At 71.3% G+C, this 22203-nt stretch carries 20 protein-coding genes; 10 read left to right on the top strand and 10 right to left on the bottom strand.

Annotated features, from left to right (window positions below):
* Nucleotides 1–65: 65 nt before the first annotated feature.
* Nucleotides 66–2210, bottom strand: coding sequence for a HelD family protein (locus ACFWYW_RS33345; RefSeq protein ID WP_379624551.1), 2145 nt, complete (start codon nt 2208–2210; stop codon nt 66–68).
* A gap of 390 nt (nt 2211–2600) precedes the next feature.
* On the opposite strand from ACFWYW_RS33345, the gene ACFWYW_RS33340 reads away from it, so the two are divergent.
* From ACFWYW_RS33340 to ACFWYW_RS33310, 7 genes are all read left to right on the top strand, one after another.
* Entirely contained in the window at nt 2601–3800 is a 1200-nt protein-coding gene (locus ACFWYW_RS33340; RefSeq protein WP_379624492.1) for an ROK family protein, read from the top strand.
* A 13-nt stretch (nt 3801–3813) separates the two neighbouring features.
* Nucleotides 3814–5157, top strand: coding sequence for an extracellular solute-binding protein (locus ACFWYW_RS33335; protein ID WP_379624494.1), 1344 nt, complete (start codon nt 3814–3816; stop codon nt 5155–5157).
* Between the two features lies 1 nt (nt 5158).
* The gene (locus ACFWYW_RS33330; RefSeq protein ID WP_379624496.1) at nt 5159–6103 is read left to right on the top strand and encodes a carbohydrate ABC transporter permease; all 945 of its coding nucleotides are present in this window, start codon (nt 5159–5161) and stop codon (nt 6101–6103) included.
* Nucleotides 6100–6987: a carbohydrate ABC transporter permease gene (locus ACFWYW_RS33325; RefSeq protein ID WP_379624498.1), complete on the top strand. Its 888-nt coding sequence runs from the start codon at nt 6100–6102 to the stop codon at nt 6985–6987. The genes ACFWYW_RS33330 and ACFWYW_RS33325 overlap by 4 nt, the downstream gene beginning before the upstream one ends.
* Entirely contained in the window at nt 6873–7940 is a 1068-nt protein-coding gene (locus ACFWYW_RS33320) for an N-acetylglucosamine kinase (RefSeq protein ID WP_379624500.1), read from the top strand. The genes ACFWYW_RS33325 and ACFWYW_RS33320 overlap by 115 nt, the downstream gene beginning before the upstream one ends.
* 69 nt (nt 7941–8009) lie before the next feature.
* On the top strand, nt 8010–8351 hold the full coding sequence (locus tag ACFWYW_RS33315; protein WP_379624502.1) for a hypothetical protein: 342 nt from the start codon (nt 8010–8012) through the stop codon (nt 8349–8351).
* A gap of 65 nt (nt 8352–8416) precedes the next feature.
* On the top strand, nt 8417–8647 hold the full coding sequence (locus ACFWYW_RS33310; RefSeq protein ID WP_379624504.1) for a hypothetical protein: 231 nt from the start codon (nt 8417–8419) through the stop codon (nt 8645–8647).
* A gap of 33 nt (nt 8648–8680) precedes the next feature.
* Here the strand turns inward: ACFWYW_RS33310 and ACFWYW_RS33305 are convergent, their stop codons facing one another.
* From ACFWYW_RS33305 to ACFWYW_RS33285, 5 genes are all read right to left on the bottom strand, one after another.
* On the bottom strand, nt 8681–9145 hold the full coding sequence (locus tag ACFWYW_RS33305; protein WP_379624506.1) for an Lrp/AsnC family transcriptional regulator: 465 nt from the start codon (nt 9143–9145) through the stop codon (nt 8681–8683).
* Nucleotides 9146–9168: 23 nt separating this feature from the next.
* Nucleotides 9169–9762 carry an ATP/GTP-binding protein gene (locus ACFWYW_RS33300; protein WP_379624508.1) on the bottom strand — a complete coding sequence of 198 codons (594 nt, stop codon included), beginning with the start codon at nt 9760–9762 and terminating at the stop codon, nt 9169–9171.
* 217 nt (nt 9763–9979) lie between these two features.
* Complete coding sequence (locus ACFWYW_RS33295; RefSeq protein WP_379624510.1) at nt 9980–10840, bottom strand: terpene synthase family protein; 861 nt, start codon at nt 10838–10840, stop codon at nt 9980–9982.
* A 734-nt stretch (nt 10841–11574) separates the two neighbouring features.
* A complete protein-coding gene (locus ACFWYW_RS33290; protein ID WP_379624553.1) occupies nt 11575–12468 on the bottom strand; it encodes a 5'-3' exonuclease H3TH domain-containing protein in 894 nt (297 codons plus the stop codon).
* A gap of 745 nt (nt 12469–13213) precedes the next feature.
* Nucleotides 13214–14413, bottom strand: a complete 1200-nt coding sequence (locus ACFWYW_RS33285; RefSeq protein ID WP_379624512.1) for a PP2C family protein-serine/threonine phosphatase — start codon at nt 14411–14413, stop codon at nt 13214–13216.
* Between the two features lie 198 nt (nt 14414–14611).
* Between ACFWYW_RS33285 and ACFWYW_RS33280 the strand changes: the two genes are divergently transcribed.
* A complete protein-coding gene (locus tag ACFWYW_RS33280; protein WP_379624514.1) occupies nt 14612–15721 on the top strand; it encodes a M24 family metallopeptidase in 1110 nt (369 codons plus the stop codon).
* Here ACFWYW_RS33280 and ACFWYW_RS33275 read toward each other — a convergent pair.
* Nucleotides 15718–16293, bottom strand: coding sequence for a TetR/AcrR family transcriptional regulator (locus tag ACFWYW_RS33275; protein ID WP_379624516.1), 576 nt, complete (start codon nt 16291–16293; stop codon nt 15718–15720). The two genes, ACFWYW_RS33280 and ACFWYW_RS33275, sit on opposite strands and share 4 nt — an antisense overlap.
* A gap of 79 nt (nt 16294–16372) precedes the next feature.
* On the opposite strand from ACFWYW_RS33275, the gene ACFWYW_RS33270 reads away from it, so the two are divergent.
* Complete coding sequence (locus ACFWYW_RS33270; RefSeq protein WP_379624518.1) at nt 16373–17287, top strand: SDR family NAD(P)-dependent oxidoreductase; 915 nt, start codon at nt 16373–16375, stop codon at nt 17285–17287.
* A 3-nt stretch (nt 17288–17290) separates the two neighbouring features.
* Here the strand turns inward: ACFWYW_RS33270 and ACFWYW_RS33265 are convergent, their stop codons facing one another.
* The 3 genes from ACFWYW_RS33265 to ACFWYW_RS33255 are packed head-to-tail and all read right to left on the bottom strand — an operon-like array spanning nt 17291 to nt 21152.
* Entirely contained in the window at nt 17291–18823 is a 1533-nt protein-coding gene (locus ACFWYW_RS33265; RefSeq protein ID WP_379641151.1) for an aldehyde dehydrogenase, read from the bottom strand.
* The gene (dapA, locus tag ACFWYW_RS33260; RefSeq protein WP_379624522.1) at nt 18820–19734 is read right to left on the bottom strand and encodes a 4-hydroxy-tetrahydrodipicolinate synthase; all 915 of its coding nucleotides are present in this window, start codon (nt 19732–19734) and stop codon (nt 18820–18822) included. The genes ACFWYW_RS33265 and dapA overlap by 4 nt, the downstream gene beginning before the upstream one ends.
* Nucleotides 19731–21152 (bottom strand): fumarylacetoacetate hydrolase family protein, encoded by a 1422-nt coding sequence (locus ACFWYW_RS33255; RefSeq protein WP_379624524.1) that lies wholly within the window; start codon nt 21150–21152, stop codon nt 19731–19733. The genes dapA and ACFWYW_RS33255 overlap by 4 nt, the downstream gene beginning before the upstream one ends.
* A gap of 170 nt (nt 21153–21322) precedes the next feature.
* Here ACFWYW_RS33255 and hpaD point away from each other — a divergent pair, with 170 nt between their 5' ends.
* Nucleotides 21323–22183, top strand: coding sequence for a 3,4-dihydroxyphenylacetate 2,3-dioxygenase (hpaD, locus tag ACFWYW_RS33250; RefSeq protein WP_379624526.1), 861 nt, complete (start codon nt 21323–21325; stop codon nt 22181–22183).
* The last annotated feature ends 20 nt before the right edge of the window (nt 22184–22203 follow it).

Here is a 22203-nt window from a genome sequence, read left to right as displayed (position 1 = left end):
AGTCCATGGGAGCGGCAGGGAGACCGCGCGGTGACCCGCCACGACCCGCCCGCGCGGCCGCCGCGCTAAAGCCCATTTGTCGGTCCATTTCCTCGAGGCCGCAAGCGGCTCAACGCGGGCCCCAGCGGGCGATCGTGGGCGACGCCCAGGCGTTGTGTGGCGCGGGTCAGGGCCACGTAAAGATCGCTCGAACCGCGCGCCGACTGCTCGACGATCAGTTGCGGTTCCGTCACGATCACGGAGTCGAACTCCAGCCCTTTCGCGTCCGCCACGCCCATCACCGCCACCGGCGCGTCCAGTGCCGCCGCCCCGCCGCCCACGGCCGTGCCGGGCACCGCCGCGGCGACGCTCGCGCCGAGCGTGCCGACCAGGACGTCCGGGGCGACGACCACGACCTTGCCGCCCTCGCCCACCTCGGCCTTGACCAGGTCCGGCAGCTCGGTCAGCGGCGCCGACCAGGGCGTCGCCCCGCTCTCGCGCACCGAGGTCGGCGCCCGCAGCTCGGGGTCGATCGTGGCCAGCACGTCGGCGGCGACCGCCATCAGCTCCACGGGCGTGCGGTAGTTCACCGTCAGCTTCTCCTGGCGCCAGCGCCCGGCCACGTAGGGGTCGAGGACCTCGGCCCAGGCGCGCGCCCCGGCCGCCGAGCCGGTCTGGGCGATGTCGCCCACGATCGTCATCGAACGGGTGGGGATGCGGCGCATGAGCGCCCGCCAGGCCATCGGCGACAGTTCCTGCGCCTCGTCCACGATGACGTGGCCGTAGGCCCAGGTGCGGTCGGCGGCGGCGCGCTCGGCCGTGGTCAGGTAGGGGCCGCCGCCGCGCTGGCGCTCGGCCAGCCGCTCGGCCTCCATGACGTCGGACAGGCCGGTCAGCTCCAGGACCTCGCGCGCGTAGGCGAGCTCCGCCTCGCGCTCGTGCTCCTCGGCCTGGCGGGCCGCGGCGAGGTCCTCCTCGGCCTGGGCGGCACTGGCGCGCAGCACCTTCTCGTCGATCTCGCCCAGGAGCTCGGCCGCCTCGTCGAGCAGCGGGACGTCGGACTCGGTCCACTCCCCGCCCTCCCTGCGCAGCAGTGCGCGTTCCGCGGGGGTCAGGGCGGCGGCGGCGTAGTCGAGCCGTTCGGGCGAGCCGTACAGGCCGAGAAGGAGGCGCTGCGGCGTCAGATACGGCCAGAAGCGGTTGAGCGCGGTGCGCACCACCTGCTCGGTGCGTAGTTCCTCGCGCAGGTCCGCCAGCTCGTCGTCGTCGATGAGGCCCTTGCCTATCTTCTTGGCCGCCTGGCGGGCGAGGGCGTTGAGGATGGAGCGGACGAACACCGTGCGCGCCTGGTTGTGCGGGCGGCGCGAGCGCACCGCCTTGTTGCGCGCGGCGTCGAGCATGCCGGGCTCGATCGTGAGCGTGTAGCGGCCCAGCGGGAGCTGGACGGGCTTGCGCTGGACGCGCTGGCGGTCGCGCACGGCCCGCGCGATCACCTCGGCCATCCTGATGTCGCCCTTGAGCGCCGCCGTGGGCGGCCGGTCGCGGGCGGTGGCGTTCAGGCCCGGGTAGAGCTCGCCGACCGTGGACAGCAGCACGTCGGTCTCGCCGAGCGAGGGCAGCACCTGCTCGATGTAGCGCAGGAAGGTCAGGTTGGGGCCCAGGATGAGCACGCCGCGCCGTTCCAGGCGCTCGCGGTGGGTGTAGAGCAGGTAGGCGGCGCGGTGCAGCGCCACGACCGTCTTGCCCGTGCCGGGGCCGCCCTGGACGACCAGGACGCCGTTGAGGTCGGCGCGGATGACGCGGTCCTGCTCGGCCTGGATGGTCGCCACGATGTCGCGCATGCGGCCCGTGCGCTTCTCGTCCAGCGCCGCCAGCAGGGCGGCCTCGCCGTTCAGGGTGGCGCGGTCGGCCTCGCTGATCCCGTCGAGGTCCAGCAGGTCGTCATCGACCCCCACCACGGTACGGCCGCGCGTCTGCAGATGCCGGCGGCGGGTGACGCCCATGGGGGCGGCCGGCGTGGCGCGGTAGAACGGCTGGGCGACCGGCGCGCGCCAGTCGATGAGCAGCCGCTCCTGCTCGTCGTCGGTGAGGCCGAGCTTGCCGATGTAGAGCCGGCCCTCCTCCGTGTGGTCCAGCCGGCCGAAGACCAGTCCGCGCTCGACCGCCCACAGGCGGGCCAGGCGGTTGGCGTACATGTCGGCGAAGGTGTCGCGTTCGGAGCGGTTCTGCATGGTGCCGACGGCTCCGGTGGCCAGGACGTCCTTCAGCTGGCCCTGGGTGCGCTCGCGTAGCACGTCAAGCCGGGTGTACAGGCGGGAGACGTACTGCTGCTCCTTGGCCAGCTCGGTTTGACGGGCGGTAGTGGGACCACTAGTGTTTGTGGTGTTAATGGGACACTCCGGGCCATTCTGCTAGTTGTTACGACAAATCACGACCTTAGCATGCCTGTTGAGACACCCAGGATCTTCCTTTCCTTGAGACGGTCACGTCTTGGTTTCACCTCTTGACCGATCCTGCCAGGACTCCGTACGTTCACACCAAGTTAGGAAACTTTCCTAACCCTCACTCCGCTCGTCGGGACCCGCGGATCCCCAGGGTGAGGATGTGGCGAGGGAGATGTCGTGAGTGGTCCGGTTCCTGGTACTCCAAGTCTGCTACGCGCGATCAACGACCGCGCGGCCCTGCAGGCGCTCCTGGAGCGAGGGCCCCTGACGCGCCCCGAGATCGGCACCCTGACCGGCCTGTCCAAGCCCACCGCCTCCCAGCTCCTGTCCCGTCTGCAGGATGCCGGCCTGGTGGTCCTCGACGGGATCAGGGAAGGACTGCCGGGCCGTACAGCAGAGGTTTACCGGATCAACCCCGCCGCCGCCTACGTCGGCGCGCTCGACGTCACCCCCGACCGCGTCCAGGCGCGGGTCGCGGACATCACCGGCGCCGTCGTGGGCGAGTACACGCTACCCACGACGCGCCGCCCCTCGGGCACCCTCGTCGAACGGCTGCGCGCCGCGCTGGACGGCGCCAACGCGCCCGGCCCGCTGCGCCGCGTGGTCATCGGCGTCCAGGGCGCCATGGACCCGACCACCGGCCGCCTCGGCTTCGCCACCGCCAAGGACGTGCCCGGCTGGCTGATCCCCGACCTGGTGCCCACCCTCGCCGAGGGCCTGGACGCCCCGGTCGACGTCGAGAACAACGTCAACCTCGTGGCGCTGGCCGAGCAGGCCCACGGCGTGGCGCGCGGGCACGGCGACTTCGTGCTCCTGTGGGCCGACGAGGGCATCGGCATGGCCATCGTGCTCGGCGGGCGGATGCACCGCGGCGCCACCGGCGGCGCCGGCGAGGTCGGCTACATGCCCACGCCCGGCGCGCCGACCGCGCGGGAGGCAGGGCGCTACGCCAACCACGGGTACCAGGCGCTCAGCGGCGGCCCCGCCGTACACACCCTTCTTCAGTCCTACGGCGTGCGCGGGTCCGACTTCCGCCAGGCCATCGCCAACGCCACGCGCGCCGCCCAGGGAAGCGGGCAGCGCGCCGACGACGCCAGGGCGGGGCTGCGCGATGTCGCGGCCCGGCTCGCGGTGGGGCTGGCCTCGATCACCTCGGTGATCGACCCGGCGCTCATCGTGCTGACCGGCGGCACCGTGCTGACCGGCGGCGAAACCCTGCGTGAGCTCGTCGAACACGAGCTTCACGCGCTCACCACCCTTCGACCTCAGGTGCGCTTGTCGACCATGGAAGGCAATCCCGTCCTCGCCGGCGCGCTCGACCTGGCCCTCGACACAGCCCGTGACGAGGTCTTCAGCAGTACGGTTTCCACGCCATGAGGAGGCACCCCCCGTGCGCTTCGTCCCCCTGGCGGTCGCCGGGCTCACAGCCCTGGTCCTGACCGCCTGCACCGCGGGCAAGGAAGCGGCGCCGTCACTCGGCGCCCAGCCCAAGCCCTCAGGATCGGCCTCGCAGGCGCTGCCCGCGGCCACCCTCGAACTCTGGCACGGCTTCGCCACCGATGCCGAGGCCAAGGCGTTCGAGGATTCCGTCGCGGCCTTCACCAAGAAGTTCCCGCAGATCACCGTCAAGACCAAGAAGGGCGTCCAGGACGACCAGATCACCGCGGCCATCCGCGGTGGCAAGGCGCCCGACGTGGCCGCGTCCTTCACCACCGACAACGTCGCCCAGTGGTGCAAGTCGGGAGCGTTCCAGGATCTGACCGCGGTCATCCAGCAGGACGGCATCGACCTGTCGGTGCTGCCCGAGGCCTCGCGCGCCTACACGGAGTTCGAGGGCAAGCGGTGCACGATGCCGCTGCTGGCCGACGCCTACGGCCTTTACTACAACCGCGCCCTGATGAAGGGCAGCGAGCCGCCCAAGACGCTGTCGGAGCTGACCGAGCTGACCAAGAAGCTCACGGTCCGCGACGCCAACGGCGACATCAAGGTGGCCGGCTTCATCCCCAGCGCGCAGTACTACGAGAACAGCCCGTCGCACCTCGGCCCCATGGTCGGCGCCAAGTGGTACAACGACGACGGCACCTCGGCCATCGGCACCGACCCCGCCTGGAAGCAGTTGCTGACCTGGCAGAAAGAGCTGGTCGACTGGTACGGCTACGACAAGCTCGAGAAGTTCCGCAAGGGCCTGGGCGACGAGTGGGGCGCCGAGCACCCGTTCTTCAAGGGCAAGGTCGCCATGATCCTCGACGGCGAGTGGCGCAACGCCATGATCGCCAATGACCCGAAGGCCAAGAGCCTGGACTACGGCACCGCCCCCCTGCCGGTCGCCGACGACAAGCCCGACCTGTACGGCAGCGGCTTCACCGCCGGAACCGTCATCGGCGTCCCCAAGGGCGCCAAGAACCCGCAGCACGCCTGGGAGCTGATCAAGCACCTGACGACCGACACCGACTCGCTGGTGACGCTCTCCAACGCGCTGCGCAACGTGCCCACGACCAAGGCCGCGATGGAGTCGCCCAACCTGGCCAAGGACGACAACTTCAAGACCTTCCTCGACATCTTCGCCCACCCGAAGACCTCGACGCTGCCCGCCAACGTCAACAGCGTCTTCAACCAGGACGCCCTCTCCACCTTCATGGCCTCCTGGGAGAAGGGCCAGGTCAAGGACCTGGACGCCGGGCTGAAAGATGTCGACAAGCGGATCGACGACAAGATGAAGCTGTCCGGAGGCTGATGTGGCTTCCCGCGCTCACGCTGCGCCGCCGTCCCGGTGGCGGCGCAGCGAGGGCCTGCGCGCCCTCGTGTGGCTGTCGCCCTGGCTGGTCGGGATCTCGATCTTCTTCGTCTACCCGCTCGTGGCGACCGTCTACTTCTCCTTCCACCGCTACGACCTGTTCACGCTGGAGTTCATCGGCCTGGACAACTGGCGCTACCTGTTCAAGGACGACCGGGTCTGGACCTCGATCCAGAACACGCTGTGGCTGGTCGCGATCATGGTCCCGGCGCAGCTGATCTTCGCGCTCGGCGTGGCCCAGCTCATCACCCGGCTGAAGTCCGGCCTCGGGCTGATCCGCACCATCGTCTACCTGCCCTCGCTGGTGCCGATGGTGGCCGGCACGGTGGCGTTCGTCTTCCTGATGAACCCCTCGACCGGCCCGTGGAACCAGATCCTGGCGCTCATCGGCATCACCGGCCCCGACTGGTTCGGCAACCCCGCCTGGTCGAAGCCGAGCCTGACGCTGCTGGCGATGTGGAGCTGCGGCAACATGATCGTCATCTTCATGGCGGCGCTGCTCGACGTGCCCAAGCACCTCTACGAGGCGGCCTCCATCGACGGGGCGAACGCCTGGCGGCAGTTCCGCAGCGTCACGCTGCCGATGATCTCGCCGGTGCTGCTGTTCTCGACGATCACCGCGGTCATCTACGCCCTGCAGTACTTCACCCAGGCGATGATCGCCTCCCGGGTCGCGTCGGGCTCCACCGACTCGGCCGGGTCCGTGTTCACGCCCGGCTATCCCGACCAGTCACTGCTGACCCTTCCGCAGTGGCTCTTCCACGCCGGCTTCCGCGACTTCTCCATGGGCTACGCCTGCGTGATGGCGCTCCTGCTGTTCGCGGCGGCGATGGTGTTCACCACGGTCCTGCTGCGCAGGTTCCGCTACGCGGAGGAGGTCTCATGAGCGCCACCGCGACCGCACCCGCCCGGCGGCGGGCCGTACGCGCACGACCGGCGGCCGGCGCCCGGCGCAAGACGCTCATGTGGATCGCCAAGCACGCGATCACCATCGTGCTCTGCATCATCTTCATCGCGCCGCTGGTCTTCGTGTTCCTGACCGCGCTGATGACCGACGAGCAGGCGCTCACGAGTGAATTGTGGCCGCAGACGTGGAACTGGTCGAACTTCGCCGCCGTGTTCGCCAAGTCGAAACTGGTGCAGTGGACGCTCAACACGTTCATGTACGCCGCGCTGGCCACGACGTTCACGCTGCTGTCGTCGATCCCGGTCGCCTACGCGCTGGCCCGCTTCCGCTTCCGGGGGCGCAAGCTGGCGTTCCTGCTGGTCATCACCACGATGATGCTGCCGCCCCAGGTGGTGGCCGTCCCGGTGTACCTCATCTGGGCCCGCTTCGACCTGACGGACTCACTGTGGCCGCTGATCCTGCCGATGCTGCTGGGCGACGCCTTCTCGATCTTCCTGTTGCGCCAGTTCCTCGTCACGATCCCCCGCGACTACACCGACGCCGCCCGGGTGGACGGCTGCTCGGACGTCAAGACGCTGTTCAAGGTCATCCTGCCGATGGCCCGCCCGGCGATCGCGGCGGTCGCGCTCTTCCAGTTCTTCTACTGCTGGAACGACTACTACGGCCCACTCCTGTATGCGGGAGTCGACCAGGAGGGGTGGACGCTATCGCTGGGTCTGGCCACCTTCAAGGCCTTCCACAGCGTGCAATGGAACCTCACCATGGCGGCCACGCTGCTCGTGACGGCTCCGGTCATCATCATCTTCTTCCTCGCGCAGAAGGTGTTCATCGAGGGGGTGACATTGACGGGGGTGAAGGGCTGATCCTGGCCATCGACGGGGGCAACAGCAAGACCGACGTCGCTCTGGTCGCCGCGGACGGCCGGGTCCTGGCCACCGCTCGCGGCGGCCCGTTCACGCCGCACACCGACGGCGTCCCCGCCGCCGTCGCCACGGTCCTCCACACGGTACGGCGGGCCGGCATCACCACCTCCCCCGCGCTGGTCGCGGCCTTCCTGGCCGGCGCCGACCTGCCCGCGGAGGAGGAGATCCTGGCGGCCGAGTTCGCCCTCCAGGGCTTCTCCGGCCGGATCGTGGTCCGCAACGACACGTTCGCGCTCCTGCGGGCCGGAGCGTCGGGACCGTGGGGAGTGGCCGTCGTCTGCGGCGCCGGCATCAACGCGGTCGGTGTCTCCCCCACCGGCCGGATGGCCCGCTTCCCCGCCCTGGGGAAGATGTCGGGCGACTGGGGCGGCGGGCAGGACGTGGCGGAGGAGATGCTCTGGCACGCCGTCCGCGCCGAGGACGGCCGCGGCCCGGCGACCTCGCTGAGCACGCTGGTCAGGCGGCAGTTCGCCGTCGGGTCCGTCGAGGAACTCGTGCTCGACCTGCACTTCGGCCGGATCGATCCGGCCCGCGTGCTGGAGCTGGCGCCAGGGTTGTTCACCGCCGCCGGCTCCGGCGACGCGGTGGCCGCGTCCCTGGTCCGGCGGCTGGCCGAGGAGGTGGTGGTGATGGCTGAGGTGTGCCTGCGGCGGCTCGATCTGCTGGAGACGCCCACCGAGGTGGTCCTGGGCGGCGGCATGCTGACCGCGCGGGACCCGCTGATGACGGCGCTGCTCGACGGTGAGTTCGCCGGGCGGGCGCCGCGGGCCAAACTGCTCGTCGCCGACGTACCGCCGATCGCCGGGGCGGCGCTGAGCGGCCTGGACCTGCTCGGCGCCACCGAGGAGGCCAAGGCCCTCCTGCGCGCCCAGTACACCCCCCGGCTTCCCTGAACGGCTTCCCCGCTGCCGTGCGGGGAGCCTGTTTAGGCATTCTGAGCTGCGGATACTAATCACCTCGGCATGAGTTTCGCGACTCTGGGTGATGGTGTGACCACGGTGTGTTCGCAGATCGGATCGGCGCGGTGGCCGGCGGTGCTGGCCGCGTTCTGGCTGTGCGCCGCGTTGTGGTCGCCCGGTCACGCCGCCTGGGCGGCCGAGTCCGTCGCGGTGGCCTCCGCCGTACACCTTGTTGAGGAGTGCGGCACCGACGAGGCCGGGCCGCGCGGCAACCGCCGCCCGCCCGTGAAGCGACCGCGCAGCGCGGCCGCCCGCCCTTTTCCCGAGGTACGGCGGGCCGCGGCGCCCACCCGGGCGACCGGGAACACCGAGCGCCTGGTCCTGCTGAGCGTCTGGCGGCTGTGAGCCGGCGGGACACCACTCCCCCGCCCGTCAGCCATCCGCACCGAACGCCAGGAGGGTGCTTCGCCATGCGCGAAACCGACGTCTTCTCGGAAATCTGGACCTTCTTCTGCCAGCGCTGCTCACACGTCTGGCAGGACGAGTACGAAGCCCGCCACCTCGACGACGGGCACGGCGGCGACACCGTCGCCTGGCGCCACCACGGCGTGCACAGCATGCCGCCGTGGGCGCACGCGACCTGCGTGAGCTGCGACGGCGTCATGGTCACCGTGCTACCGGCCATTCCCGGCCAGCGCTGAGCCTCCCGCCCGCCGGGGAAGCCGCCGCGACGGTCAGTCGACGGGGTCCGCACCGCCCTCCAGCAGCGGGGGGCGGTGCTCGTACGGGGTGCTCAGGACCACGGTCGTGCGCGTGGAGACGTTGGCCGCGGCGCGGATCTGCTGCAGCAGTTCCTCCAGGCCCACCGGCGAGGCCACGCGGACCTTGAGTATGTAACTCTCGTCACCGGCCACGCTGTGGCAGGCCTCGATGCCGTGCAGATGGGCCAGCCGGTCGGGCGCGTCGTCGGGCGCGGCGGGGTCGATGGGTTTGATCGACACGAACGCGGTCAGCGGCAGCCCGATGGCGTCATGGTCGATCACGGCGGCGTAGCCGCGCACGATGCCGCGCTTTTCCAGGCGGCGCACCCGCTGGTGCACGGCCGAGACGGACAATCCCGTCTCCCTGGCCAGATCGGTGAAGCTCATCCGGCCGTCCTTGGCCAGCAGCGTGACGATCCGGCGGTCGATCTCCTCCATCGGTCAAAGGTAGCGGCTTCGTGTCACGGCGCGGTTCCGACGGGCTCGGCGCCCGTCCGCAGCGCGTGCTCGACGAGCGTGATGAGCACCTCTTTGCCCGAGTCCTTACGGCGGGCGTCGCATAACACGATCGGGATCTCGGGCTCCAGCTCCAGCGCCCGGCGCACCTGACCGACGGTGAAGGGGCGGGCGCCGTCGAAGCAGTTGAGGGCGACGACGAAGGGGGTGCGGTGGCGTTCGAAGTAGTCGATGGCCGGGAAGCAGTCGGCCAGCCGCCGCGTGTCGGCCAGCACGACCGCGCCCAGCGCGCCGAGCGCCAGCTCGTCCCAGACGAAGTAGAAGCGCTCCTGGCCGGGGGTGCCGAACAGGTAGAGCATGTAGTCGTCACGGATGGTGATGCGGCCGAAGTCCATGGCGACCGTGGTCGTGGGCTTGGTCTCGACACCGGACAGGTCGTCGACACCCGCGCTGACGTGGGTGATCATCTCCTCGGTGCGCAGCGGGCGCGTCTCGGAGACGGCGCCGACCATCGTGGTCTTGCCCGCGCCGAACCCGCCGGCGATCAGAATCTTGATCGCGGTCGGCAGTCGCCATCGTTCAGAGCGACCGAAGTCCATCGAGCACCGCCCTGTGAAGTGCCCTGGTCAGAGTGACCTGTCAAGGCGCAGAGAAAAGGTCCCATCCACTTACCTGGCAACGAGACACCCTAGCAACGCCACAATTTCCACTCAAGGCACAATCCATCACAGGAAGCCATATGTCCCTCTTTGTCGCCTAGAGCACGGTAATACATGGCGGCCCGTTGCGCTCCTAAACTCCGGAGTCAGCGAGTTGTCAGGCCATGAGGCCCGAAATGCCATGAAAACCGGTATTAAATCCGATCTGACGGCGCAGGTACGCGGCCGTCAGCGGGCTCACCTCGCGCAACGGCCCGATCAGCGCCGCCGCCTCCTGAGCCAGAACGGTCATCCGATCGGTCACGTCGCCGTGACTGACCCCCAGCATGAGCACGTTGAGGTCGCCCCAGCTGACATCCCGGCGGTAGGAGGCCAGGTCACCCAGCAGGTGCAGATACCGCTGCACATGCCTGCTGGCCGGCTCCAGCTCACCCAGATGCCGCCGCGCCCACGGGTCGCCCGCGTAGATCCAGTGTGACACATCCACGAAGCTCGAACCGCAGCTGTCAGCGTTGTCGAGATAGCGCCCGAGCGAGGGCACCATCCCCGCCTCCCGCCACACCCAGGCCCGCTCCATGGCCGTCAGCATGCGCTCCAGCTGCGCCCGCCAGCGCCCCCGCAGCCCCTCGAACCCCTTGACCGTCGCCATCTCATCCCGCAGATCCGCCAGGAACCGGGTCGCCGGCACCCTCGGCGCCGCACCGTCGGCGACGGCCATGCAGTCGCGGCTCAGCTCGTCCACCTCGTCGCGGGTGGCGGCCGCGTGCTCCACCAGCCACCCGACGGCCCGCACCCACAACGCCGCCCGGTTGGCGACCTTCAGCCGCTCCGCCGCCGACCAGGGCGAACTGAACGCGGTAGACAGGCAGAGCGCATGATAAAGATCGGGGTCGAAGGCGGCCCTGGGAAACAACCCGCCGTACATCTCAACGCACCGGCGCAGATCACGGGCGCATTCGGCGGCGAGCGCACAGACGCGACCAAGCTCGGAGGCCTCGCCCAGCTCGTCGCCCGCCACCCTAGGGCCGCTCGCTCAGCGTTCGCACCATGACGCCGACCCCCACACCGCGTGTATCGACCTGTGGGCGAATTGTCACATGATCGCGCACTACCGATCAAGGTATGCCCCCGTTCCTTCCCCACCCATCCCCAACCCCCAGACCCAGCCACCAACCCCAAGCCATCCAGCCCCACCCAGCCACCCGCAACCCCGCGATGTCTTCACGCGCCGCCAGCCGCGCCCCACACCCTGCGTCCCCGCATCCCCGCCCCGCCACGCCCCGCCCCGCCCCGTCACGCGCCGCCGAAGCCGTGCATCACGCGCCGCCCCGCATGTCCCGCACCCCGCCCCCCACCCCGCGTCCCCTCCCCGCCACGCGCCGCCGACGCCTTTCATCGCGCCCCGCCTCGCATGCCCTGCACCCCGCCCCGCCTCCCGCGCCCCCGCCTCCCGCGTCTCGCGCGCCCGACATCGCGCCCCGGCGTCATGCGTCCCCGCGTTCGACGCACCGCTTCCCACGCGTCCCGCGTCTCGCCTCGCCCCGAGCGCCCTGGGGGTGGCATCCCGCGGCCTGGTGGCATCCCGCGGCCTCGGGTGTCGCGTGAAGGTGGCCGACTACAGGCGCGCGGACGTTGCCCGGCGACGCATGGTCTGCTCAGCGGCCGGAAGGTCGGTGGCGAGTCGGTGGCGCCGAGGTCTGTGTGGTTGCCGGGAGATGTGGGGCTGACCGGGAGATGTGGGGCTGGCCGGAGTTATTTGAGGGTGTCGAGGAGACGGTTGAGTGGGCTGTCGAGGTCGTAGCGGTCGGCGAGCTGGACCAGGGTTTCCGGGTCGCGGGGCTTGGTGGGCAGGGTGAGGTCGGTGGTAGGCAGCGGGGCGTCGGAGGCGACCTCCACCACGGCCGGGGCGACGCGCAGGTAGTCGCGGGCGGCGGCCAGCTTGGTGCGGGCGCCGGCCGGGAAGCCCTCGGTGGCGCCCTCGTCCAGGGCGGTGAGCAGCGCGTCCAGGGAGCCGAAGCGGGTGATCAGCGCGGCGGCCGTCTTCTCCCCCACTCCCGACACGCCGGGCAGGCCGTCGGACGGGTCGCCACGCAGGGTGGCGAAGTCGGCGTAGGAACGGCCGGGAATGCCGTACTTGGCGCTCACGAACGCCTCGTCCACCACCTGGAGGTTGCGGATGCCGCGCGCCGTGTAGAGGATGCGAACCGGCCGCGAGTCGTCAACCAGCTGGAACAGGTCCCGGTCCCCCGTCACCACGTCCACCGCGCCGCCGCCGGCCGCGTGGGTCAGGGTGCCGATGACGTCGTCGGCCTCGTACCCGGGAGACTCCAGGCGGGCGATGCCGACCGCGTCCAGCACCCGCTCGATCACCGGGATCTGCGGCACCAGCGTGTCGGGCACCTCCTCGGTGTCACCGTGGGCCACCCGGTGCGCCTTGTAGGTGGGAATCGCCGCCACCCTGAAGGCCGGGCGCCAGTCCGCGTCCATGGTCGCCACGAGCTCGGCCGGGCGGTACTTGCGCACCAGCGTGGCGATCATGTCGATCAGCCCGCGAACCGCGTTGACCGGCATCCCGTCGGGGGCGGTCATCGACTCCGGGATGCCGTAGAAGGCACGGAAGTAGAGCGAGGGTGTGTCGAGAAGCATCAGCACCCGCCCATGTTCGCACCCCGCCCCGACATTCCGCTCCCCACCACCCCCACCACCACCCGTTTCCCCCCGGTACGGCCCCGCCCGAACCGCCTCCGGCTGTGAGGCAGGGCGTGGGCCAAGCGGTGGGCCAAAGCCCCAGGGTCAAGGCGAGTCGGCCGGATCTCAAGGCCGAAGGCGCACAGACCGGGGCCGAAGGGCCGGGAGCCGAAGGGCCGGGAGGGGCGAGGGCCGGGAGGGGCGAGGGCCGGGAGGGGCGAGGGCCGGGGACAGAGGGCAAGGGGGAGGGGCCGGAGGCGCACAGGCTGGGGCCGAGAGCGGAGGGCCGGGGCACCAGGAGTCAGAGGCCGGCGGGTCAGAGGCCGAGGGCAGGAAGGGCGGGAGGGCGGGAGGGCGGGAGGGCAGGGTTGGGGGTGGTGGGGGTGGGGTTGCCGGGGCGCGGGCTCAGGGTGGAGTCGTTACGGCGAGCAGCCCGTGAGCCCTCACGACCGGCGCTTGACGGGCGGTCACGCACGACGGCGGGGCGGGTGGGGCGGCTTGCCGTAACGGATAAAGGGACCGGAAAGCCCTCACGACCGGCGCTTGACGGGCGGTCACGCACGACGGCGGGGCGGGTGAGGCGGCTTGCCGTAACGGATAAAGGGACCGGAAAGCCCTCACGACCGGCGCTTGACGGGCGGTCACGCACGACGGCGGGGCGGGTGGGGCGGCTTGCCGTAACGGATAAAGGGACGGAGAGACGTCAGATGCCAACTCCCACGGCGAGGAGGCAGGCGTCGTCTTCTGGGTTGGGGCCGCCGATGGCGGCGAGGAGGCGGTCGAGGCCGGCGTCGAGGTCGGTGGTGAGGAGGTGGGCGGCGGCCGACACCGCCAGGTCCAGGCCTTCGTCGATGTCGCGGGTACGTCGTTCGACCAGGCCGTCGGTGAACAGCAGGAGGAGGTCGCCGGCGCGGAGTTCGACGCTGGCCAGGCGGTAGGGCTGGTCGCAGGTGGCGCCCAGCAGGACGCCTCTCGGCTGGCTCAGGGTTTCGGCTTTGCCGTCGCGGACCAGGATGGGTGGCAGGTGCCCGGCCTGGCTCCAGGTGAAGATCCGGGTCTCGGTGTCGAGGTGGCCGATGATGGCCGTGGCGGTGGTTTCGTCCAGGCGGTGCAGGACGAGTTCGTTGAGCCAGGCGAGAAGCTGGTCGGCGGGCTGGCCGGTCATGGTGAGGCCGACGAGGGCGTGGCGGAGCTGGGCCATGTGGGCGATCGCGGGCAGGCCGTGGCCGGAGACGTCGCCGATGGCGAGCATGACGCGGTCGTCGGGCAGGGCGGCGGCCTCGAACCAGTCGCCGCCCAGGTTGGCGGTCTTCTCGGCCGGTACGTAGCGGACGGCGATCCTGGTGCCGGGCAGGTCAAGGCGGCCGGTCGGCTCGGGGAGGATGGCCTCGCGCATCGCGAGCATGACGTGGCGTTCCTCGGCGGCGCGTTCGCGGGCCTCCAGGAGCTGGCGGCGTGATTCGGACATGATGCGTTCGGCGCGGCGGCGGCCGGTGATGTCCTGGACGACGCCGTGGACGCCGATGGGACCGCCGGGGGCGATGAGGGGTTCGAGGACGACGCGCAGGTTGCGTACTTCGCCGCCGCGCCGGATGCGGAACTCCGCCTGGACCGGCTCCACGCCCTGCACCACGCTCCACAGGAGCTGGTCGAGGGCGCCGAGGTCGCAGGGTTCGACGTAGCCGGCGAGTTCGGGCAGGCCGAGCGGGCCGTCGGCGCGGTCGCGGCCGAAGATGACGTAGACGTGGTCGGACCATACGGCGTCGCCCGTGCGCAGGTTCCACTCGGCCCAGCCCATGTTGCCGAGCCGCTCGGCGTGGGACAGGCGGATGGCCAGCATGGCGGCGTCGTGCTCGCCGGCCTGCTGCCGGGTCAGGTATCCGATGAGCTCGGCCGCGCTCATCGGACGGTGGTCCGGTGATGGGAGGGGTGGCTGATGGCCGCCCGTAACGTCGACCATAGTTCACTCGCAAACGACATGGATCGGGACAAGAGGTCCCACAGTATGTGATCGTCCTTGAACGGAGTGTAGCGATGGCTTGCCGTGTTGTGAGAGCTTTTCGCGGATTTTAGGTGAGCGGTGACGAGTAGATTGGGGCCCGTGACGTCCCAAGACTTGTATCCCGTGTCCCGTCTGGCCGCCGCCCAGGAGGCCACCGCCAAGGCCGGGCTCGACGCCCTGCTGCTCACTCCCGGGCCCGATCTGCGCTACGTCAGCGGCTACCAGGCGCTGCCGCTGGAACGGCTCACCTGCCTGGTGGTTCCGGCGGCCGGCGAGCCGTACATGATGGTGCCGCGGCTGGAGCTGCCGGCGGCGCAGGCCTCGCCCGCCTCGCGGCTGGGGCTGGAGTTCGTGGCGTGGGACGAGACCGACGATCCCTATGAGATCGCCGCGAGGCGGCTCGGTCCGGTGGCCAAGGTGGGGCTGGCCGACCGGATGTGGGCGATGGCCTCGCTGGCCTTCCGCGCCGCGATGCCGGGGACCGAGCAGGTGCTGGCCGGGACGGTGCTGCGCGAGCTGCGCATGCGGAAGTCCCCGGCCGAGGTCGAGGCGCTGCGCGAGGCCGGTGAGGCGATCGACGCCGTGCACCGGCAGGTGCCCGGTTTCCTGCGGGCGGGGCGGACCGAGCGCGAGGTGGGCCGCGACATCGCCGACGCGATCCTGGCCGCCGGGCACGAGACGGTCGACTTCGTCATCGTCGCCTCGGGACCCAACGGCGCCAGCCCGCACGCCGAGCTGTCGGACCGGGTCATCCGGGCGGGCGAGCCCGTCGTGGTGGACATCGGCGGGCAGCTGCACAACGGCTACTGCTCCGACTCCACGCGCAACTACTGCGTCGGCGAGCCGCCGGCCGAGTACGCGGCGTACTTCGAGGTGCTGCGCCGCGCCCAGGACGCCGCGTGTGATGCGGTACGGCCCGGCGTGTCGTGCGAGTCGATCGACGCCGTGGCCCGCGAGGTGATCACCGAAGCCGGGTTCGGGGACAGGTTCATCCACCGCACCGGGCACGGGATCGGCATCGAGACGCACGAGGAGCCGTACATCGTGGCGGGCAACGGCGAGCTGATGGAGCCGGGCTTCGCGTTCTCGGTGGAGCCGGGCATCTACCTGGCGGGCTCGCACGGGGCGCGGATCGAGGACATCGTGGTCTGCACGGACTCGGGCGGTCTGCGGCTCAACAACACGCCGCGCGACCTGGTGATCGTCTAGCCTGGCCAGCCCGGTTCGAGCAGGTCGAAGACGGCGTGCATCGCGGCCAGGGGGTCGGGCTCGGCGCCCGCGAGCTCGGGGATCTCCAGCACGTAGCGGGCCAGCGCGCGCACGGCCATGCCGTCCGGGTCCCGGCCGCTCTCCGCCGCGATCGCCGCCGCCAGGACCGGCTCGCCGGCGATCCACAGCTTGCGCGAGTACGCGCGCAGCGCGGGCGTGTTCACGATCAGGTCGCGTTTGCGCCGCAGCTCGGGCGGCAGGTCGCCGGCGAACGGGCCGCTGGCGGCCAGCCGGCGCCGCAGGGCGCGTAGCACCGGCTCGCCGGGCGGCCGTTCGCGCACCGCCTCGGCGAGCCAGGCGCCGCGCCCGGCGCCGTCGTCGAAGATCAGCGCCTCCTTGCCGTCGGGGACGTGCGCGAACAGGGTCGCGATGGACACGTCCGCGGCTTCGGCGATCTGGGCGACGGTGACGCCGTCGTAACCGTGCTCGGCGAACAGCCGCACCGCCGCGTCCGCCAGCGCCTTGCGCGTCTGCGCCTTCTTCCGCTCACGGCGGCCCATCGTCGTCCCCATGCACCCCACTGTAGCGACAAATCCAGAATGACTATAGTTTCAGAGTCGTTTCAGAATTTTTCGCGATAAAGGGGGCGTCATGGCGTGGGACGTGCACCGGCCGCCACGGGCGGAGGGCAAGACGGTCCTGGTCACCGGCGGCAACGCGGGCATCGGCTACTTCGTGGCCGAGCAGCTCGCCGGAGCCGGGGCCGAGGTCGTGCTCGGCAGCCGCGACCCGGCCAAGGCCGCGCTCGCGAAGCAGGCGATCCTGGCCAGGGCGCCCGGCGCGCGGGTGCGGCACCTGCGGCTGGACCTCGGCGACCTGTCCTCGGTACGCGCCGCCGTACACGAGCTGAACCGCCTCGACGCGGTGGTCTGCAACGCCGGGACGCTGCTCGACCGGCCGCCGCGGCGTGAGACGGAGGCCGGGCACGAGCTGATGTTCGCCACCAACCACCTCGGGCACTTCGCGCTGGTCGGATGGCTGGCGCCGCTGCTGGCCCACGGGCGGGTCGTCACCACCGGCAGCTTCACCGCGAAGTCCGTGACCCTCGACCCCGCCGACCTGCAGAGCCGGCGCGACTACGAGCCGAAGCGCGCCTACTCGCGCTCGAAGCTGGCGCAGATGCTGTTCGGCTTCGAGCTGGACCGCCGCCTGCGCGCGGCGGGCGCCGCGACGCTCAGCGTGGTCACCCATCCCGGCGGCGCGCTCGACTGCCTCACCCCGTCGCGTCCGCCGCTGCGCCGCCGGTCGGCCGGCGAACGGCTGCGCGCCCTGCCCGCCGGGCTTCTGTTCCAGAGCAAGCGGGCGGCGGCGTGGCCGGCGGTCCGCGCCGTCCTCGACCCGGACGTGCGCGGCGGCGAGCTGTGGGGGCCGAGGGTGTTCGGCCTGCGCGGCCGGCCCGTCCGCGAGCCGGTACGCGGCCCGCTGGCCGACGCCGGTCTCGCGGCGGCCGTGTGGGCGGCCAGCGCCGAACTGACCGGCGTCGACCCGGCCTGGACCCTCCGCTGACCGTCAGCCGGCGCCGAACCGCGGCACCGGCAGGTCCTCGGTCGCCAGGTGCACGATCGGCGAGACCGTGTACACGTCGATGCTGTGCCGCCCGCCCTCGCGGCCCAGGCCGCTGGCCTTCACCCCGCCGAAGGGCGTGCGCAGGTCGCGGACGTTCTGGGAGTTGACCCAGAGCATCCCGGTCTCGATCGCCTGGGCCATGCGGTGGGCGCGGCGCAGGTCGTTGGTCCACAGGTACGCGGCCAGGCCGTACCGGGTGGCGTTGGCCAGCTCGATCGCCTCGGTCTCGCTGCCGAACGGGGTGACGCACACGACGGGGCCGAAGATCTCCTCCTGGAAGATCCGCATGTCCGGGGTGACGTCGGCGAAGACGGTCGCGGCCAGGAAGTTGCCGTGGGGCAGATGCGGCGGACGGGCGCCGCCGGCGGCGAGGCGGGCGCCCTCCTCGACGCCGAGCCGTACGTGGTCGGTCACCCGCGCGTAGTGCTCGGGGTGGATGAGCGCGCCCAGCTCGGTCGCGGGGTCGGAGGGGGCGCCGACGCGTACCTGGGCGGCCCGCGCGGCCAGCCGTTCGGTGAACTCGGCGTAGATCGAGGCGTGCGCGAGCACGCGGGAGCTGGCGGTGCACCGCTCGCCGTTGAGGGAGAACACGCCGAAGACGGCGGCGTCCAGCGCGCGCTCCAGGTCGGCGTCGTCGAACACGATCAGCGGGGACTTGCCGCCCAGTTCCATGGACAGGGTCTTCAGCGCGCCCGCGGCGTTGCGCATGATGGCCTGGCCGGTGGCGCTCTCCCCGGTGAAGGAGATCACCGGGACGTCGGGGTGCGCCACGAGCGCCGCGCCTGCCTCCTCGCCGATGCCGTGCACCAGGTTGAACACCCCGGGCGGCAGGCCCGCCTCCTCCATGATGTCGGGCAGCAACCCGGCCGACAGCGGCGACCACTCGGCGGGCTTGAGCACCACGGGGCAGCCTGCCGCGAGCGCGGGCGCCAGCTTCCAGGTCTCCAGCATGAACGGCGTGTTCCACGGGGTGATCAGCCCGGCCACGCCGGCGGGTTTACGCAGGACGTAGTTCAGCTGGGCCGAGCCGACCCGGTAGACGTCCTCGCTGAGCGTGGTGACGACGTCGGCGAAGAAACGGAAGTTCTGCGCCGCGCGCCTGGCCTGCCCGCGGGCCTGGGTGATCGGCAGGCCGGTGTCGCGGCACTCCAGCGCCGCGAGGCGCTCGTCGCGCGCCTCGATGGCGTCGGGGAGGCTGGGCCGGCACGCGGCCCCGGCCACGGCCGGCCGCCGCCCGCCCGCCCCCGCGCAGCGCACCGACCTGCGCAGGATCGCGGCCCGTTCCTCGCCGGGCAGCCGCGGCCACGGACCGTCGCTGAAGGCCTTCCTGGCCGCGGTCACGGCCGCGTCGACGTCCTCGGCGCGTCCGGCCGCCACCGTCAGGTACGCCTCGTTCGTCGCCGGTTCCAAGGAGGTGAAGGTGGCGCCGGAGATGCTCGGGACGCGGGCCCCGTCGATGTAGTGCTCCAGGGTCATCGGGTCAGTTCCTCACAGTCGGCCAGCAGCGCCTCGATCCGGGTGATTCCGGCCGGGGTCGGCGGGATGAGCGGCGGCCGCACGTGTCCCGAGGCGATCCGGCCCCGCTGCTCCAGCACCCATTTGGCCGGGGCGGGGTTGGTCTCCACGAACAGCAGCTCCACGAGCGGGTGCAGGGCGTAGTGCAGGTCGAGCGCGGTCCGGTGGTCGCCTTCCGCGTACGCGGTGTACATGCGGGCCACGGCCGCCGGAGCCAGGTTGGCCGCCGCGCTGACGAACCCGGTGCCGCCGATGGCCAGCAGCGGCAGGCAGAGCAGCTCGATGCCCGACCACATGAGGAAGTCGCGGCCGCACCGGTGGAGTACCTGCGAGAAGTGCTCGAAGTCGCGGGTCGTCTCCTTGATGCCGGCGATGTTGTCGTGCGCGCGGCGGAGCCTGGCGACCGTTTCCGGCGCGATGTCGACGGCCGTGCGCGAGGGCACGTTGTAGATCACGATCGGCAGGCCGGGGAACTCCGTGGCGATCGTGGAGTACCAGCGGAAGAGCGCCTCCTGGCCCGGCCTGGCGTAGTACGGGGTGATGACGAGGACGGCGTCGGCGCCGAGCCGTTCGGCCTCGGCGGTGAGCAGGAGGGTCTCGTCCAGCTTGGCCGAGCCGGTGCCGGGCAGGAACGGCGCCCGGTCGCCGACCTCCTCGGCGACGGCGGCCATGGCGGCGATCCGCTCCTCGGCCGACTGGGCGCCGGGCTCGCCGGTGGAGCCGCCGATGGAGACGCCGTGCGAGCCCTGGCCGAGCTGCCAGCGGACCAGGCAGCGCAGCGAGGCGAGGTCGAGCGCGCCGTCGGCGGTGAAGGGCGTCACCACCGGCGCGATGGACCCCCTGATGGCGGCGGGGTCGGAACGGTACTTCACGCGTCTCCTCCTTGCTGCCAGGCCCGGTAGGACTCGCGCCAGGACTGGTTCATCGGGTAGAGGCCGTCGATCGAGGCGCCGGCCGCGACCCGCTGGTAGATGAAGCGCTCCTCGTCCTCCTGCCCGGCGGCGGCCCCCGCCACCTCGGCGGCCAGGGCGGGCGGCAGCACGACCACGCCCTCGGCGTCGCCCACCAGCACGTCGCCCGGCATGACGAGGACCCCGCCGCACGCCACGGGCACCTGCGACTCGACGGGCACGTGCCGGCGCCCGAGCACGGCCGCGTGCGGCACCGCGAAGTAGGCGGGCAGGTCCAGGTCGGCGAAGGAGGGGCTGTCGCGCAGCCCCCCGTCGGTGACCACCCCGGCCGCTCCTCTGCGCAGGGCGCGCATGGCGAGGATGTCGCCGAGCGTGCCGGCGCCGTGCTCGCCGCGCGCCTCGATCACCAGCACCTCCCCGGGCCTGATCTCCTCGACGGCGCGTTTCTGGGCGTTCATGCCGCCGCCGATCTCGGCGAAGACGTCCTCGCGCAGCGGCAGGTAGCGCAGGGTCCGCGCGAGGCCGACCATGCGCAGGTCGGGCCGGGTGGGCCGGACGCCTTCGATGAAGTGGTGGTCGATGCCGCGCCTGCGCAGCTGCGCGGAGAGCGTGGCGGTGGAGACCGTCCGCAGCGCCGCGATCGTCGGATCGTCCAGGGGGTACGGCGCCGCCGCCCGCCCCCGCCCGACCGCGGCGGCCCGGCTCTCCTCGTCGGCCCTCGGCTGCGCGCCCCACGCGGCAGGGGCGGCCCGGGGCTCGGCGACGACCTCGTTGCGCAGCCGTCCGGCGTCTTCGAGCTCGACCTCGACCACGTCGCCCGGCTTCACGACGGTCGAGCCGGCGGGTGTGCCGGCGAGGATGAGGTCGCCGGGCTCCAGCGTCATGTACCGCGACAGGTCGGCGATGAGCAGGTCGAAGCCGAACAGCAGTTCGCCGGTGTCGGCCTCCTGCGCGAGCTCGCCGTTGACGTAGGTCCGCAGCCGCAGGGCCCCGGGGTCCACGCCGGTGAGGATGGCGGGGCCGACGGGCGTGTAGCCGTCCTGGCCTTTGGCGCGCAGGTTGGATCCCCGGTCGGCGTGCCGGAAGTCGTACACCCCGAAGTCGTTGGCGGCGGTGTAGCCCGCGACGTGCTCCAGCGCCCGCTGCGGCGGCACGCACCGGGCGCGCGCGCCGATGACGACGGCGATCTCGCCCTCGAAGGTGAGCAGCTCGCACCCGGCCGGGCGCACGACGGGCCGGCCCGACCAGGACAGCGAGGAGGGTGGCTTGAGGAAGTAGGAGGGCGCCGAGGGGAGGCGTCCCCGTTCGGCGGCCCGGCCGCGGTAGTTGAGGTGAACGGCGATGATCTTCCCCGGCGCCAGGCCGAGCGGGTGATCCATGGCGACTCCAGATCATATACGACATCGTGGATGATAGCGGATCCGAAGGATGGAGTACTATAGACAAAGATATCTGAGTTCGTACATGATTTTGCGATGCCGGGGGGTGGAACAGGCCCCCCGCCCTTCGGCATACTCAGTGAGCCGATGCCGGGCCTGGGAGGATGCGCATGGGAGAGATCGTCCTGGCAGCCAAGATCACACACGTCCCGTCCATCTGGCTGTCCATCCAGCCGGGCAAGCACTACGGCATCCGCCGGCCGGCCGAGATGGCGCTGACGGAGATCGGCAGGCGCGCCCGCGAACTCGGCACCGAGACCTTCCTGGTGGCCGACACCCACTGGATGAACAGCATCGGCTTCCACCTCAACGGCAAGGAGCGCCACCGCGCCTCCTACGCCAGCCACGAGCTCCCGCACTTCATCCACGACCTCAAGTACGACTACGACGGCGACCCCGAGCTGGCCGAGCTCATCGGCGAGGAGATCGTCGCCGGCGGCCAGAAGGCGCACGTGCACACCTACAAGGACCTCGGTCTGGAGTACGCCACGCTCGTGCCCATGTACTTCGTCAACGGCGACGCCGCCATCAGGGTGCTGCCGATCGGGTGCAACATCTACTCCTCCATCGAGGAGAACCGCCGGATCGGCGAGGCGCTGCGCCGCGCGATCCTGCGCAGCGGGCGCAAGGTGGCCTTCCTGGCCAGTGGCTCGCTCTCGCACGCCTTCCCGCCCAACGAGATCGCCGAGACCCTGCTCAACGAGGTCAGCAGCGCGTTCAACCGCAAGACCGACATGGCGGTGCTCGACCTGTGGACCGAGGGGCGGATCGCGGAGTTCCTGGAGATGCTGCCCGACTACAACCTGCGGTGCACGGGCGAGGGCGCCATGGCCGACACCGCCATGCTCTTCGGGCTGCTCGGCTGGGACGAGTACACGGGCAAGGGCGAGCAGCTCTGCCCGTACTTCGGCAGCAGCGGCACCGGGCAGGTGGTGGTCGACTTCCCGGTGCCCTCGTGGAGTAACATCTGAAATCGTATGTGAAAGGTGCT

Origin of the sequence: Nonomuraea sp. NPDC059023 (assembly GCF_042740095.1) — a bacterium.
Lineage (GTDB): Bacteria > Actinomycetota > Actinomycetes > Streptosporangiales > Streptosporangiaceae > Nonomuraea.
This window is presented reverse-complemented; position numbering and strand designations above follow the sequence as displayed.

Coding starts and splice junctions, on each gene's coding strand:
- ACFWYW_RS33305 (WP_379624506.1), bottom strand. CDS start 9,145: ATGGAGGAGATCGACCGCCGGATCGTCACGCTGCTGGCCAAGGACGGC.
- ACFWYW_RS33310 (WP_379624504.1), top strand. CDS start 8,417: ATGCGCGAAACCGACGTCTTCTCGGAAATCTGGACCTTCTTCTGCCAG.
- ACFWYW_RS33285 (WP_379624512.1), bottom strand. CDS start 14,413: ATGAGCGCGGCCGAGCTCATCGGATACCTGACCCGGCAGCAGGCCGGC.
- ACFWYW_RS33300 (WP_379624508.1), bottom strand. CDS start 9,762: ATGGACTTCGGTCGCTCTGAACGATGGCGACTGCCGACCGCGATCAAG.
- ACFWYW_RS33320 (WP_379624500.1), top strand. CDS start 6,873: ATGGAACCTCACCATGGCGGCCACGCTGCTCGTGACGGCTCCGGTCAT.
- ACFWYW_RS33325 (WP_379624498.1), top strand. CDS start 6,100: ATGAGCGCCACCGCGACCGCACCCGCCCGGCGGCGGGCCGTACGCGCA.
- ACFWYW_RS33290 (WP_379624553.1), bottom strand. CDS start 12,468: ATGCTTCTCGACACACCCTCGCTCTACTTCCGTGCCTTCTACGGCATC.
- hpaD (WP_379624526.1), top strand. CDS start 21,323: ATGGGAGAGATCGTCCTGGCAGCCAAGATCACACACGTCCCGTCCATC.
- ACFWYW_RS33315 (WP_379624502.1), top strand. CDS start 8,010: ATGAGTTTCGCGACTCTGGGTGATGGTGTGACCACGGTGTGTTCGCAG.
- ACFWYW_RS33265 (WP_379641151.1), bottom strand. CDS start 18,823: ATGACCCTGGAGCACTACATCGACGGGGCCCGCGTCCCGAGCATCTCC.
- ACFWYW_RS33275 (WP_379624516.1), bottom strand. CDS start 16,293: ATGGGGACGACGATGGGCCGCCGTGAGCGGAAGAAGGCGCAGACGCGC.
- ACFWYW_RS33270 (WP_379624518.1), top strand. CDS start 16,373: ATGGCGTGGGACGTGCACCGGCCGCCACGGGCGGAGGGCAAGACGGTC.
- ACFWYW_RS33345 (WP_379624551.1), bottom strand. CDS start 2,210: ATGCAGAACCGCTCCGAACGCGACACCTTCGCCGACATGTACGCCAAC.
- ACFWYW_RS33255 (WP_379624524.1), bottom strand. CDS start 21,152: ATGGATCACCCGCTCGGCCTGGCGCCGGGGAAGATCATCGCCGTTCAC.